Origin of the sequence: Geobacillus kaustophilus (assembly GCF_000948285.1) — a bacterium.
GTDB classification, from domain to species: Bacteria; Bacillota; Bacilli; order Bacillales; family Anoxybacillaceae; genus Geobacillus; species Geobacillus thermoleovorans_A.
Window position 1 is genome coordinate 2,548,021 of sequence record NZ_JYBP01000003.1, and the last position, 14,436, is coordinate 2,562,456.

At 46.9% G+C, this 14,436-nt stretch carries 12 protein-coding genes and 12 tRNA genes; 6 read left to right on the forward strand and 18 right to left on the reverse strand.

The features are described from left to right. Positions 1 to 3: 3 nt before the first annotated feature. The 3 genes from LG52_RS13130 (at position 4) to LG52_RS13140 (ending at position 3,141) form a co-directional block, all read left to right on the forward strand. Complete coding sequence (locus LG52_RS13130) at positions 4 to 1,077, forward strand: 3'-5' exonuclease (protein ID WP_082056131.1); 1,074 nt, start codon at positions 4 to 6, stop codon at positions 1,075 to 1,077. Positions 1,078 to 1,161: 84 nt separating this feature from the next. Continuing rightward, positions 1,162 to 2,076: a BRCT domain-containing protein gene (locus LG52_RS13135; protein ID WP_044730425.1), complete on the forward strand. Its 915-nt coding sequence runs from the start codon at positions 1,162 to 1,164 to the stop codon at positions 2,074 to 2,076. A 105-nt stretch (positions 2,077 to 2,181) separates the two neighbouring features. Beyond that, positions 2,182 to 3,141, forward strand: coding sequence for a DUF6414 family protein (locus LG52_RS13140; RefSeq protein ID WP_044730426.1), 960 nt, complete (start codon positions 2,182 to 2,184; stop codon positions 3,139 to 3,141). Here LG52_RS13140 and LG52_RS13145 read toward each other — a convergent pair. Continuing rightward, complete coding sequence (locus LG52_RS13145) at positions 3,125 to 3,328, reverse strand: hypothetical protein (RefSeq protein WP_044730427.1); 204 nt, start codon at positions 3,326 to 3,328, stop codon at positions 3,125 to 3,127. The two genes, LG52_RS13140 and LG52_RS13145, sit on opposite strands and share 17 nt — an antisense overlap. Before the next feature lie 175 nt (positions 3,329 to 3,503). Here LG52_RS13145 and LG52_RS13150 point away from each other — a divergent pair, with 175 nt between their 5' ends. Further along, on the forward strand, positions 3,504 to 4,190 hold the full coding sequence (locus LG52_RS13150) for an ImmA/IrrE family metallo-endopeptidase (protein ID WP_063504911.1): 687 nt from the start codon (positions 3,504 to 3,506) through the stop codon (positions 4,188 to 4,190). A gap of 125 nt (positions 4,191 to 4,315) precedes the next feature. Then, a complete protein-coding gene (locus LG52_RS13155; RefSeq protein ID WP_044730428.1) occupies positions 4,316 to 5,869 on the forward strand; it encodes a recombinase family protein in 1,554 nt (517 codons plus the stop codon). On the opposite strand, the gene yhbH is transcribed toward LG52_RS13155, so the two are convergent. The 5 genes from yhbH to queG all read right to left on the reverse strand — a co-directional run bounded on the left by yhbH (position 5,859) and on the right by queG (position 12,080). Then, positions 5,859 to 7,031, reverse strand: coding sequence for a sporulation protein YhbH (gene yhbH / locus LG52_RS13160; protein WP_044732282.1), 1,173 nt, complete (start codon positions 7,029 to 7,031; stop codon positions 5,859 to 5,861). The genes LG52_RS13155 and yhbH overlap by 11 nt on opposite strands. A gap of 280 nt (positions 7,032 to 7,311) precedes the next feature. Further along, positions 7,312 to 9,207, reverse strand: a complete 1,896-nt coding sequence (locus LG52_RS13165; protein ID WP_044732283.1) for a PrkA family serine protein kinase — start codon at positions 9,205 to 9,207, stop codon at positions 7,312 to 7,314. A gap of 311 nt (positions 9,208 to 9,518) precedes the next feature. Further along, entirely contained in the window at positions 9,519 to 9,992 is a 474-nt protein-coding gene (gene trmL, locus LG52_RS13175) for a tRNA (uridine(34)/cytosine(34)/5-carboxymethylaminomethyluridine(34)-2'-O)-methyltransferase TrmL (RefSeq protein ID WP_044732285.1), read from the reverse strand. Positions 9,993 to 10,012: 20 nt separating this feature from the next. Then, positions 10,013 to 10,876, reverse strand: a complete 864-nt coding sequence (locus tag LG52_RS13180) for an amidase domain-containing protein (RefSeq protein WP_044733267.1) — start codon at positions 10,874 to 10,876, stop codon at positions 10,013 to 10,015. Between the two features lie 61 nt (positions 10,877 to 10,937). Next, entirely contained in the window at positions 10,938 to 12,080 is a 1,143-nt protein-coding gene (gene queG, locus LG52_RS13185) for a tRNA epoxyqueuosine(34) reductase QueG (protein WP_044732286.1), read from the reverse strand. 52 nt (positions 12,081 to 12,132) lie between these two features. On the opposite strand from queG, the gene LG52_RS13190 reads away from it, so the two are divergent. Next, on the forward strand, positions 12,133 to 12,798 hold the full coding sequence (locus LG52_RS13190; protein ID WP_044732287.1) for a B3/4 domain-containing protein: 666 nt from the start codon (positions 12,133 to 12,135) through the stop codon (positions 12,796 to 12,798). A 237-nt stretch (positions 12,799 to 13,035) separates the two neighbouring features. On the opposite strand, the gene LG52_RS13195 is transcribed toward LG52_RS13190, so the two are convergent. From LG52_RS13195 to LG52_RS13250, 12 genes are all read right to left on the reverse strand, one after another. Then, a tRNA-Glu gene (locus LG52_RS13195) sits at positions 13,036 to 13,107 on the reverse strand. A 4-nt stretch (positions 13,108 to 13,111) separates the two neighbouring features. Then, positions 13,112 to 13,204: transfer RNA gene (locus LG52_RS13200), tRNA-Ser, on the reverse strand. Positions 13,205 to 13,210: 6 nt separating this feature from the next. Beyond that, positions 13,211 to 13,285 (reverse strand) — tRNA-Asn (locus LG52_RS13205). Between the two features lie 61 nt (positions 13,286 to 13,346). Next, positions 13,347 to 13,423, reverse strand: a tRNA-Ile gene (locus LG52_RS13210). 6 nt (positions 13,424 to 13,429) lie between these two features. Next, positions 13,430 to 13,500, reverse strand: a tRNA-Gly gene (locus LG52_RS13215). 170 nt (positions 13,501 to 13,670) lie between these two features. After that, positions 13,671 to 13,743, reverse strand: a tRNA-His gene (locus tag LG52_RS13220). A 7-nt stretch (positions 13,744 to 13,750) separates the two neighbouring features. Further along, positions 13,751 to 13,826, reverse strand: a tRNA-Thr gene (locus tag LG52_RS13225). A 164-nt stretch (positions 13,827 to 13,990) separates the two neighbouring features. Further along, positions 13,991 to 14,081: transfer RNA gene (locus LG52_RS13230), tRNA-Ser, on the reverse strand. Between the two features lie 19 nt (positions 14,082 to 14,100). Then, positions 14,101 to 14,177: transfer RNA gene (locus LG52_RS13235), tRNA-Ile, on the reverse strand. 8 nt (positions 14,178 to 14,185) lie between these two features. After that, positions 14,186 to 14,259 (reverse strand) — tRNA-Met (locus LG52_RS13240). A gap of 17 nt (positions 14,260 to 14,276) precedes the next feature. Continuing rightward, a tRNA-Ala gene (locus tag LG52_RS13245) sits at positions 14,277 to 14,349 on the reverse strand. Positions 14,350 to 14,357: 8 nt separating this feature from the next. Then, positions 14,358 to 14,431, reverse strand: a tRNA-Pro gene (locus LG52_RS13250). Positions 14,432 to 14,436 lie beyond the last annotated feature (5 nt).

Consider the following 14,436-nt stretch of genomic DNA (forward strand, 5'->3'; position numbering starts at 1 on the left):
AAAATGGGGATTCTGCAACGTTTTCTCGGAAAAGTACTCAAAAAAGATAACGTCATTAGTGCTCCAGATGAAAAGAAAGATGTTTTATTTTCTTCATCTCATACAAACAAGAAAATTGAGACACCTTCAGATAATAATTATACTTATCAAAAGGCGACATTCGCCCCTGACGACTATGTGGTTTTAGATTTTGAAACAACAGGATTAAACCCAGAGAAAGCCGCTATTATCCAAATTGCGGCAATACGTTTTCAAAATCATCATCCGATCGAAGAATTTGTTTCGTTCGTTAACCCCAAGAGGCCAATTCCACCTAAAATAACGGACATTACTGGGATAACGGACGAAAATGCGAAAAATGCTCCTACAATCGAAGAGATCTTCCCGGACTTTATCCAATTTCTGAAGGATGATGTGCTAATCGCTCACAATGCTCCTTTTGACATGAAGTTTTTATTAAGCAACGTTCAACGGCTAGGAATAGAAAAACCACAAAATCTAGTCATCGACACTCTAAGCCTGGCGAGAAAATACATATCCGAAACACCAAATCATCAGCTAGAAACCTTGAAACAATGGTTACAATTAGATTTAAGTTCGCATCATGCGCTAGACGATTGTTGGACTTGCGCTGCTGTTTATCAAACATGCCAAAAAAGGAGGGAGGAAAAGTTTCGTCTTTCAGATGACGAAAAACGAGCTTACGATATTGTAATCCGCATATTAAATGACCATAACCGCGACACTAGTCTTGTCCGATATTCCCGGACATCGACTTACTTGGACATACAAGCGTTTTACTCGTTTGCCCGAATTAAATTAACAGGCAAGAAGAAATATTTACTCTCCAAACGATTAGAGAAAGAAATCATCGGGCTATGTCCTAACGTTGTTTGTGAACCGGCTTCTAAAAATGAATCGGGACAAACGCGTATTTTGATTCAAACTCCTGATGACTTATTGCTCATGTCTCCGTTGATTGTAAAAGATTTTGATAAGGCTTTAAAGTCGATGGAAGACTATCGAAAGTACGTTGGCAAAGCAGAAAAAGTCATCGAGGATTATTTGAGTCTATAAATGACACGGATATGCAGCAAGAAAGGACATCACCGCCATGTGGCTTGATGTCTTTTTTATTCTCGTATGAAATGGGGAGAGGAAATGAGCAAGTTCAAAGAAATTGAAGATTATCGCAAGTTCACCTTCAAAGGCGAGTTGCACAAGTCCATTAACTCTTTGATTGGAATTATCCACGGGATTCGTTCCGATAACATCACTAACGAAAAGGAGATCGCGGAACTCATTCATTGGTGCAACCTACATAGACGATTTGCGAAAAAAGCGCCTTTTAATGAAATCATTCCGTTAATTGATCAGGCTTTGCTGGATAACAAATTGGAAGAAGAAGAACTTGAGGATATTCTGTGGCTTTGCAACAATATCGTTAATGAGAACGATTTTAATAGCTACTACGACGTCATCACATCATCTATACAGCAGTTACATGGAATTCTCCACGGCATCATGGCAGACAACGTTTTAAATGACGTGGAAATTGAACAACTGTCAAATTGGATTGATGACCATGACTTCTTAAGAGGAACATATCCCTTTGATGAGATCCATAGCCTGCTGGTGAGTGTAAAACAAGACGGGATTATCAGCGAAGACGAGAAAAACTTGCTAAAAGCCTTTTTTGCCACTTTTATTGATACAAGGGTATCTCACAACATTAATGAATTCGACGTAAAATTCCTAAAAAGCCAATACTCAATCATTGGCATATGCGCTGTTAATCCAGAAATCATATTCGAAAATAAAGTGTTTTCCTTCACCGGCGCCTCTCACAGGGCAACACGCAATGAGATCGCCCGTATTATTCAAGAGATGGGCGGAATATTCAACAATAATGTTACTAAGAGTACCCATTACCTCATCGTGGGGGGGAACGGCAATCCTTGCTGGGCGTTCGCTTGCTATGGGCGGAAAGTTGAGAAAGCGATTGAATTAAGGAAAAAAGGTACACCAATTATTATCGTGCACGAAAATGATTTTTGGGATGAAGTAGTTATTTAAAATGTTTTAGCTATAGATTAACCACATCTATCCTGCCATTATATGCTTTCGACACTAATTCGTCTGTCATTGTAACATTAAAAAATGTAACAGGAGTAGAAACGCATGAAAGAGATTATCTATCTAAATACTGAAATCATGAATTCCCTGATCGCCCAACTCGATAAGGGAATTACAACATATTATTCATTGGAACAGACAATACAGGAAACCAATACAGAAACGTCACAAACAACCAGAGGAAAGGCAGCTGGATTCAACGGAACTGTCCAATCGGGTACAGGTAGCCTATTATCCAATGTGAGCTTAAGTTTTGGCGCTAATATTTCTGGAAATGGAAATGAAACCAACGGTAGCTCCAGAGCTTTATTAGAAGGGCAACGAGATTTATTAAACAAAGCATTTCATGACTATGCTTTGAACATATTGCTACAACTTCTAAAAGAGAACGAAAAATTAAAAACAAATTCCTGCTCCCTTACCGAGGGGGACATCTGTCTATGGGAGACTGATTGGAAATATTACGATTTTGAGTTTATCAGCAGGATTGCTGATCTAGACGATATTTTAGAAACATTAGGGATATATGTATCGGCGGATGAATATAGGCAGGCAGAAACGATTGTGCAAAAAACTAAAAAATACCCTAAAAATCCCGAATTTATCAGAGCCCAACATATTATTAATCAACATCAATCTGTAATGCTTCAAAGGAACATTCTAAAACAAATACAAGTATTTTCTTCGTACGCTAATAGTTTCTTAGGTAACTACTCAATAATTAAGGCAGCAAACACCTTTCAGTTAATCGATAAAGGAATGTTGCGCGAAGTTCCAACAGCCCTATCAATCCGATCTGCCTCGGCACGCAAGGCAAAAATTCTTTTTAGGGTCATAGGTAAGCGTGATATAATCCACAACAATGACGACTTATGCGGAGTTTTAGGGGAATTGCAAGACTTCACCCAACTCGCAAATTTCATGTTCGACTTAATTTTAGGCAGCTTCCAAATACTTAAACAAGGGGATTATATTGCTACGCCAATTGCTATTTATTACGAATAAAGCGAAAAGCTGTTTCTGTCTCCTCTTTATGTTTTTGAAACTCATTCAATTTTTGATTCATCATTTGATGAGTCTCGACGATACGTGTGACGTTCTTAACACGCATAGTTTCATATTCTTCATTAAGTGTTTTTGATGCTTTGATTGCCTCATTAAAGATTTTATCAATTATTCTTTTTCCGAACATTTTGCTCACCACCTTACTTTTATAATATGCTTAATACAAAAAAACAGCAAACCTTTTTTCGGTTAGAAAATATGGTTTCGTCAGTTATCCTTACAGATTGATCCCTTTTTAGGGGTCCTTTCTTTTTCTTGTCATCTAGAACGCACGTTCCTATAATAAAAGTGAGGTGATTAACATGAACTTCTCGTCGTACCAATTCACCCCACTGGAACAATATATTCGCGAATTGTACGACCATTTGGCGATCACAGAGCCTGGCCAGCTCGATATGATCGACATTGCCGCAAAGCTGAACGTCTGGTTGCATTTTGCCGACATCCGAAGCACAGCTATCGAACGGAACGGAGTGTACAGCATCATCATCGACCGCCGCCTTAGTCGCCAGCAACAATGGCAAGAGTTTGGCCATGAACTTGGGCATGTGTTGCGCCATGCAGGCAATCAAATGCTACTCCCGCCTTCACTCGTTCAGCTTCAAGAGGCCCAGGCGACGAATTTTGCGCTTCACCTTTGCGTGCCAACGTTTATGCTGCTTGAGCTCGATCTTCCGCATACGGAAAAGGAAATCATCTATGTATTAAGCGAAACGTTTGGTGTAGAGCCGCTGTTCGCCAAACGGCGCTGGGATCGCTTTAAGGAGCAATGGGAAAGCTATCGGTTTTACGAAGCGCTTTTCAGTCATATGCAAGTGGCTGAACCGGTTGCCGCCGCTGTCGGCCGTGATGCGGAAAGCAATCTTAGTCTCCTTCATGAGTACGCCGTTGCACATGATGGCTCATTGTTTATTGACGGCCGCTTAACGGACGAGGAACAACGAGAAATCATCCGCTATTTGCAGCAGATGGACCAAAGGAACAACTAAAAATCATTAATTATACCGGCACAGAATGGATGAATCACGTAAAATCAGAACAGCCAGTCCGAATATTTGCCTCTTTTTTGCATACATGGTGATAGCGAGTTCTATTCCAGGTCAGAGGTGGTTTTATGTATAGGCCCAGAAACTTGGACGTGTTCATATATCTTCGCAAAAGCCGGAAGGATATCGAGGAAGAGAAAAAGGCCGCTGAGTCCGGCGCGTCATACGACACATTGCAACGCCATCGGGATAACTTGCTGGCCGTAGCGCGTAAAGAGGGTCACAATATCCTCGGCATCTTTGAGGAGATTGTGTCCGGCGAGTCCATCGCTGAACGCTCCGAGATCCAGAAGCTTTTGCGTGAACTGGAAACAGGAGTGGCTGATGCGGTGCTTGTCATGGATATTGACCGCCTTGGCCGCGGTGATATGCTTGACCAAGGCATTTTAGACCGTGCCTTTAGATATTCGGGAACGAAAATCATCACCCCAACGGAAGTCTATGACCCGGAAAGCGAGACGTGGGAGCTCGTCTTCGGTGTGAAATCCATCGTGTCGCGCGAAGAACTTAAAGTCATTACAAGACGCTTGCAAGGTGGTCGGCGCGACTCGGCCACTAAAGGCCGTTCCATCTCAAAAAAGCCGCCGTACGGATACCTGCGCGACGAAAAATTAAAGCTATACCCCGATCCGGAAACGTCATGGGTCGTGGTGAAAATCTTCGAAATGACGCGGGATGGATACGGACGCCAGGCGATCGCCGCTGAACTGGATCGACTTGGAGTAAAACCGCCCGATGGGAAGCGGTCCTTTTGGTCTCCGTCGACGATCAGCGCCATTATCAAAAACGAGGTGTATCTTGGGCATATCATTTGGGGCAAGGTGAAATACATTAAGCAAAACGGCACGTATAAACGCAAAAAAATGCCGAGAGAGCGCTGGTATATTAAAGAGAATGCCCATGAGCCCCTTGTGTATAAAGAGCTCTGGGAGGCCGCTAACAAGGCATATCGGAGCCGCTGGCGACCTTCCACGGTGGAAAGTAAACCGCTGGCTAATCCGCTGGCCGGGTTGCTGAAATGTGAAGTCTGTGGCTATACGATGTGGTATCAGCCGCGTAAAGACCGTCCTCATCCGCTTGTGCGCTGCCCAAATCCGAAATGCAAAGGGGTGCAAAAGGGGGCGCTCCTGCCGCTCGTTGAGGAAAGAATCTTGCAATCCCTCGCAGAGTTCATCGATCAGTTCGAGGTTCGGGAGGATCAGTCAGCTCGAAAAAAACAGCGTTCGATCATTCCGATAAAGCAAAAAGCCGTCGAAAAAAAAGAAAAAGAGCTCCAAGAGCTCCATAAACAAAAGGATGCGTTGCATGATCTGCTAGAGCGAGGCGTCTATACGATTGAAACATTCCTAGAACGCCAGCACACGATCGTCAATCGGATTAAGAAAACTCAACAGGAAATCGAGCAGTTGCGTGAGGAAATCGCCAAAGAGCAGCTGAAAGAAAAGAACATCAACGAGTACATCCCGACGGTTAAAAAGGTGCTGGACGCCTACCGCCTCACCGACGATGTAGAAAAGAAAAATCGCCTTCTCAAGTCGGTTCTTGAGAAAGCGACTTACTTGCGTAAACCGGAGTGGACGAAAAAAGATCAATTCATAATACAAATTTATCCTAAAATCTAGCGCGAGGCAACGGCCTCTTTTTTTCTGGAGAAAAGAAATGCTTCAGTGCCTGGAACACATCCGACTTTTGTTTTAAAATATAGTAATTAAATCGCTCATCTTTAATATTTTGATACGCTCTCATAAGTGTAGAGGGTGTGCGGTTGTACTGGTTGACTTCCCCATACCCAAACATGTTCGATACGTTCATCAGCTCTTGAACAAGCTTCACGCAGCGGGCATTGTCGGATGTCAAGTTGTCGCCGTCCGAGAAATGGAACGGATAAATGTTGTAGCGCGACGGAGAATATTTCGTTTCGATCAGTTCAAGCGCTTTTCGATATGCAGACGAGCAAATCGTCCCGCCGCTTTCCCCTTTCGTGAAAAACTCCTCCTCACTGACGACTTTCGCTTCCGTATGATGAGCAATAAAGGCGATCTCAACGGTTTCATATTTTGTGCGCAAAAAGCGGGTCATCCAGAAGAAAAAGCTGCGTGCCATATATTTTTCCCACATGCCCATCGAACCGCTTGTATCCATCATGGCTAAGACAACCGCTTTCGATTCCGGCTTGACGACTTCATTCCACGTTTTAAACTTCAAATCTTCGCGGTAAATCGGATAAAATCCTGGTTTGCCGTTCATGGCATTGCGCTTGAAGGCGGCGAGCATCGTCCGCTTTTTATCGATGTTCCCCATCAATCCGGTGCGGCGGATGTCGTTAAATTCAATATGTTGGGTTACATTTTGATCCAGCTCTTTTTGTTGCAAGTTAGGCAGCTCCAATTGGCTAAAGAACGCTTCCTCAATCTCCATCAGCGACACTTCAGCTTCGTAATAATCTTGGCCCGGCAAATCGCCAGCACCTTGGCCTTTCCCTGGCCCCTGCCCCTCCCCGCTTCCGTCTCGTGCCACCACATCACCGACTTGGCTGTCTCCGTTCCCTTGGCCGACGTGTTTGTTTTTCTCATAATTGTAGCGGATTTTGTATTCATCGAGCGAGCGGATCGGAATTTTAATCACATCGCGCCCATTGGACATGATAATGCTTTCTTCCGTAATTAAGTCGGGCAAATTGTTTTTGATCGCTTCCTTCACTTTTTCTTGATGGCGCTTTTGGTCATCATATCCTTTGCGGTGGAGGGACCAGTCTTCTTTCGATACAACAAAATTCCCCTTCATGTTTTCCCCTCCTTCGAAAAAATCATTTTCACACTTTTCGCTTTCCCGCATATACTTATGTTGGCGTCATCCAAACGGTCCATCATGATGCCAAGTTGGTTTATTTTATCCTATGCAAAAACGAAAAATAATTGACAAATGAATATGGAAAACAAAACGATGGACAAGCCCGATTGTCGATTTCACACCGCTTTAAGCAGAGACGCCGCTCCCCGACCTTTTCGTCTAGAATGCGCTAAAAAGATAAGAAAAAAGCATGCCCCAGCGGCTTGAGGCATGCCTAGCGGTTCAACAAGCTGCCGACGTAGCGGAGCAATTCGTTGGCTGACGTGGAGTTGTACCCGTATTCATCAATGAGGCGGGCAACGACTTCGTTAATTTTTTTCAACTGCTGCTCATCCGGTGTTTTCGTCGACGTTGTAATTTTCACAATATCTTTTAGATCAGCGAACAGTTTTTTCTGGATTGCCTCGCGCAGCCGTTCATGCGAGTTGTAATCAAATCGCTGCCCTTTGCGCGCATAGGCGGAAATGCGGATTAAAATTTCTTCACGAAACGCTTTTTTCGCATTTTCGGAAATGCCGATTTGTTCCTCGATCGAGCGCATTAGCTTTTCATCCGGATTCATTTCCTCGCCAGTGAGCGGATCGCGCAGCTTCGTCTTGTTGCAGTACGCCTCGACGTTGTCCAAATAGTTATCCATCAACGTTTTCGCCGACTCTTCATACGAATAGACGAACGCTTTTTGCACTTCTTGTTTGGCGATTTCGTCATACTCTTTGCGCACAAGCGAAATGAAGTTCAAGTACCGCTCGCGATCTTCCTTCGTGATCGACGGATGCTGATCCAATCCTTCTTTCAACGAACGGAGCACATCAAGCGCATTGATCGACGGCACTCCTTTGCGAATGATGCAGGCGGAAATGCGGTTGATGACATAGCGTGGGTCGATGCCGCTCATCCCTTCGTCCGGATGCTCCTTTTTCAGCTCCTCCACATCGACCTCGCTGAATCCTTCGATCATTTCGCCATCATACAAGCGCATTTTCTTCAATAAATCCACATCCGGCCGCTTCGATTCTTTCAGCCGCGTTAAAATGGTAAACATAGCCGCAATCCGCAACGTATGCGGAGCGATATGCACGTCGGCGACATCGCTTTCGCGGATCATTTTTTCGTAAATGCGCTCTTCTTCCGAGACGCGCAAGTTGTATGGAATCGGCATGACGATGATGCGCGAATGGAGCGCCTCGTTCTTTTTGTTGGCGATGAACGACCGATATTCCGTTTCGTTCGTATGAGCGATGATCAATTCATCAGCGCTGATTAAAGCAAACCGTCCCGCCTTGAAATTGCCCTCTTGCGTCAGCGACAGCAAATGCCAAAGAAATTTTTCATCGCATTTTAACATCTCTTGAAATTCCATAATCCCGCGGTTGGCTTTGTTCAGCTCGCCGTCAAACCGATACGCGCGTGGGTCGGACTCCGAGCCGTATTCCGCAATCGTCGAGAAATCGATGCTTCCTGTTAAATCGGCGATGTCTTGCGATTTCGGGTCGGACGGACTGAACGTTCCGATGCCGATGCGGCGGTTCTCGGAGAAGAAAATGCGCTCCACTAGCACGTCTTCAATGCGTCCTCCGTATTCTCTCTCAAGCCGCATCATATTGAGCGGCGACAACTCGCCTTCAATGCGAATGCCGTATTCGCGGTAAAAATCTTCGCGCAAATGGTGAGGAATGAGATGAAGCGGATCTTCATGCATCGGGCAGCCTTTAATGGCATAAACAGCGCCGCGCTCTGTTTTTGAATACTCTTCAAGCCCGCGCTTTAGCAAAGTCACAAGCGTCGATTTTCCGCCGCCAACTGGCCCCATCAGCAGCAAAATCCGTTTCCGCACATCCAACCGCTTCGCCGCTGGATGGAAATATTCCTCAACAAGCCGCTCAAGCGCTTCCTCAAGCCCGAACAAGTGCTGGCTGAAAAACTTATATCGTTTCCGTCCGTTCACCTCTTCGACTCCAGCATCTTTGATCATATTATAAACGCGCGAATGAGCCGACTGGGCCACCCACGGCTTTTCTTTTAAAATTTTTAAATACTCGGCAAACGTTCCTTCCCATTTCAACTTTTCTTCTTCTTCCCGATATCGGGCGATTTTTTGCAAAATATCCATAAAGGACCTCCTCACCCTTGGATGTCTAACAGCAAGATTATTACAATTTATGCGAGGATGTCCCGCATCATTCGCCGCAAAAAAAATTTTGTCTCCGAACAACCGGCCGCAGTCATTCACATGCTTGACCATATTCGTTATAATAAAAGGGAAAATGCCTTGAAGGAGGAACAAACGATGCGCACTTTGCTTGTGCTAGGGGTTATCATTGCGTTTTTGACAGCCATTTTCACCGCTGGCTATGAAGACAAACCAGGCGTCAGACAATAAGACCAAAAAAACGACCTCCGGTGCGAAGGTCGTTTTTTTGTTTACGACAGCCCCTGAAACCGTTGCTGGCGCAACGCTTCGTACACTAAAATGGCCGCCGTGTTCGATAAGTTTAACGAGCGCACTTTGTCGTTCATCGGGATGCGAAGGCAACGTTCCATATTGGCCTCAAGCAGCTCCTTCGGCAGCCCAGTTGTTTCGCGGCCGAACACAAAGAAAATATCCTTTTCCGTATCGCTAAAATCAAACGAATCATAATACTGGCGCCCGAATTTCGTAATGAAATAAAACTCCCCTTCTGGAAAACGAGCGAACAGTTCGTCAAGCGAGTCATAATACGAAATGTTGACATACGGCCAATAATCAAGTCCTGCCCGCTTCAGCATTTTATCGTCTGTGGAAAACCCGAGCGGGCGGATCAAATGGAGCGCCGTATCGGTCGCCGCGCATGTGCGGGCGATGTTTCCAGTGTTGGCTGGGATTTCTGGCTGGTACAGTACGACATGAAGCGGCATTTCCTTCACCTCAACAACGTTTATTTACGATCGATGATGTGAAAAAACTTATAGCGAATGTTCAGCGTATAGGCACTGGAATCCTCATACGACCAATAGCGCATTCGGCTGTTTGTCGTATGGGCGTTCACAAGCGGCATCCCGTTCTGATCTTTCGCCACCACAATCGTTGAGTGGTCGAAGCGTCCGTCCCCTTGAAAATCATAACAGATGACATCACCTGCCATCAATTGCTCCGGCTCCGCCACTTCCACCGCCTGCAAGCCGATGCGCGACCCGCTCAAATACCAACGGAAAGCATGGGCCACAGCCCAGCTGTAACTCCAACTTCCGTTTTGACACCACCATCCCCTCGTCCGGTTCGGATAACCCGTCATCGGCGCCCCACCCGCATACAAGCATTGGGAGACAAAATTCGTGCAATCGATCGGAAACGACGGAAACGCCGGGTTGTGCCGATTCCACCACGTTTCCGCATACCGCACCGCCCGGGCGCGGTCATATTGGTAAGAAAGACGCTCCCCTGTCCATTGTTCCCGTTCGACGCGCGGCGCCTCCATATAGCCCCCCGTCCGGTTGATCGGTTCATCAGCTACAAGCTCACCACGAACAAAACAGGCGCATCGCTCCTCAACCTGTTCTTCTATATATAGTGAACCCCTTTGCTGAATTAAAAATTGATGGTGGGCAATATACATAACTTTCGCTTCCCGCTCGACGGTCTGCTTGCTGACGATTTGCCCGCGAATCGTGCAACGGACGATCTCCGCACCGCGCTTTTGGCAAAGCCGCTGCTTCCTTGCCGCCTCTTCGTTCCGTACGTTGCTTTCCGACACAAACGAACGGGCTCGCTCATCCAACCACGCGCGCAACTGTTTTTTCATGCCGCTTTCCACCACTTTCGTTTTTGTTACTACCTTATGTGGAGAAGCTGCGTTTTTTTCCCTATTCCTTTGCCTCGGACAACAGTTTCAATCCTTTTTCAATCTCACCGATCACATCCGCATCCGTCTCCGTTTGCCGCGCAGCCTCCAAATAAGGTTTGGCGCTTGGATCCCCGATTTTCCCAAGCGCCCACGCCGCCGTTCCGCGGATGACGGGACGGCTGTCCTCTTTCAACAACCGCAATAAATGCGGCACCGCAGTTCGGTCTTTGTAATGAGCGAGCGCCAAAATGGCGTTGCGCTGAATCGGTTTTTTCCCGCGCCATGAGCCCGCCATGGCCCCAAACTTCTCTTTAAATTCACGGTTGCTCATCTGAAGCAGCGGGATGAGCTTCGGCTTTACCGCTTCCGGATCCGGCTCGAATTCTGGATGCAAATGAAAGTCTTTCCCCTTATTTTCTGGGCAGACTTGCTGGCACGTATCGCAGCCGTACAGCCGGTTCCCGATTTTTTCCCGGAACTCATCGGCCAAAAAGCCTTTCGTTTGCGTTAAAAAAGAAAGGCACCGCTGCGCGTTCAGCTGCCCACCTTGCACAAGCGCCCCGGTCGGGCAGGCGTCAATGCATTTCGTGCATGTGCCGCATCGGTTTTCAACGGGTTCATCAGGGGGAAATGGAATATTCGTAATCATTTCTCCCAAATACACATACGATCCAAACTCCGGTGTAATGATGGAGCAGTTCTTGCCGCTCCAACCGATCCCTGCCCGTTCCGCCACGGCCCGATCGGCGAGCTCTCCAGTATCCACCATCCAGCGAACGCGGGCATGGGGCACTTTGGTCAGCAAAAACTCCTCGAGCTGCCGCAAACGTTCCCGCAGTACATCGTGGTAGTCCTTTCCCCATGACGCACGGCAAAAAACGCCGCGCCGTTCCGTCTTTGTCCCTTGCGGCGCATTTTTCATTTTGGACGGATAGGCAAGAGCAATGGCAATGATCGATTTTGCGTCCGGAAGAAGCAATGAAGGATTTGTCCGTTTCTCAATATCTGGTTCCTCAAAACCGGACTGATAGCCGAGCTCCTGCTGGCGGCGCAATCGTTCCTTTAATTCGACAAACGGATCGGCGCTTGCAAAGCCAATTTTATCAATGCCGATTGACCGACTGTACTCAATGACTTCCTGCTTTAATGCCATAACATCCATCGTTTTCCCTCCTTTCGTCATATATGGTAAAATGAAACCCGAGGTGATCAAGATGAAATGCGTGATATCGGAACAGCTAAAGCAGCGCCTTCCTTCCGGCAAATTCGGCGTCATTCTCTATCATCATATCGAGATCGGCGACTCACCGCAAATGTTGAGAGGTCGATTGGAATTGTTTCAAGAATCTCTTTATATCGAGTTGCAGGAAAAGCTGATCGCCGACATTCCCGAGCTGGCCGAATGGCGTCGTGCTTTCAAACAACTCGGCACAGACCCAAGCCGCTATCGACCGTCAAGCGAGAGTCTGTACCGACGCATTCAGAAAAAACATTTCATCCCATCCATCCATTCGGCAGCGGACATCAACAACTTTTTTTCACTGTACTACAAAATCCCGCTCGGCATCTATGATTTCGACCGCATTGATGGAACAGTCACTCTCACCATCGGCACGGAACAAGATGAATACATCGCGTTAAACGGCCGCACAGTCAACTTTGCCAACAAACTTGTCAGCAAAGATGAACGAGGGCCGTTTGGCAGTCCGATCGTCGATTCGGAGCGGACCGCCGTGACGAGAGAAACGAAAAACGCCTTGCAAATCGTTTACTTTCTCCCATCAACGCCAGAAGAAACCGCCAAGCACCAGCTTCAAGCCATCCAAACGATGTTTGTGCAAATTCATGGCGGCGAAGCCGACGCCCAATTGCTCGTTTGATCTTCTCCCCCGCTTGGGCCGATCGAGGCGGGGGATCTCTCCCAACATAAACAAAAAACGCAATGCCTCGTTCTTTAACGAAACGAAACACTGCGTTGTCCCCAACAATCATAACGTAATTTTGAAACTAACGAGGAAGATTATAACAAATTTCTACACGCATTGCAAGAAAAAACGCAAAAATCGACAAAAGAAATTGTACAAAAGGGCACCAGAAACTCTGGTGCCAGCAACCAGTGACCCGTACGGGATTCGAACCCGTGTTACCGCCGTGAAAGGGCGGTGTCTTAACCACTTGACCAACGGGCCATTATGGCGGAGAAGGCGGGATTTGAACCCGCGCGCCGCAAAACTGCGACCTAACGGTTTAGCAAACCGTCCCCTTCAGCCACTTGGGTACTTCTCCGTAACATGGCTCCGCAAGTAGGATTCGAACCTACGACCTACCGGTTAACAGCCGGTTGCTCTACCGCTGAGCTATTGCGGAATGATAATGACGAATTTCATTAGTTATTATAGCGAATCATCAGACAATATGCAATGAAACATGGTGGGCCTAAGTGGACTTGAACCACCGACCTCACGCTTATCAGGCGTGCGCTCTGACCAGCTGAGCTATAGGCCCATCAAAAGCGGGTGATGGGAATCGAACCCACGACATCAGCTTGGAAGGCTGAGGTTTTACCACTAAACTACACCCGCATATAATTTGGATTGATATCTCCCACGCTTCCCCTGTGCCCCTTCCTCTGCAAGCATGTTCAAGGAAGCCAAATGCGTCGGGGCAACTCGCAGCAGGTTCGATGATGCGAAGGCTTGTGGCTGCGGTTTTACCACTAAACTACACCCACAAATATATTAAAGAAGAAAAGGGCGACTAGTGGGAATCGAACCCACGCATGCCAGAGCCACAATCTGGTGCGTTAACCACTTCGCCATAGTCGCCTCGTTCTGGTGCCGGCTGCAGGACTTGAACCCGCAACCTACTGATTACAAGTCAGTTGCTCTACCAATTGAGCTAAGCCGGCATATTTAAAATTAGTTAGTGACTCATGTTGTCTTCTTGGTTATGCCTCTTCCTCTTCAAGCTCATTCAAGGAAGCCTTGTGCGTCGAGGCAACTCGCAACAAATTCGACGATGCGAATGCTCGTCTCTACCAATTGAGCTAAGCCGGCATGATTTTAAAGTGCATGGCGGAGGAGGAGGGATTCGAACCCCCGCGCGCCTTGCGGCGCCTCTCGGTTTTCAAGACCGACCCCTTCAACCACTTGGGTACTCCTCCAAAAAAGCAACAATAATAATGGTGGACCTTGTAGGACTCGAACCTACGACCGGACGGTTATGAGCCGTCTGCTCTAACCAGCTGAGCTAAAGGTCCGATAATAGTGGCGGTGGAGGGGATCGAACCCCCGACCTCACGGGTATGAACCGTACGCTCTAGCCAGCTGAGCTACACCGCCAAATTCAAGTCAAAAGGTGGAGCCTATCGGGATCGAACCGATGACCTCCTGCTTGCAAAGCAGGCGCTCTCCCAGCTGAGCTAAGGCCCCATGATAAATCGGGAAGACAGGATTTGAACCTGCGACCTCACGGACCCGAACCGTGTGCTCTACCAAGCTGAGCTACTTCCCGATAAA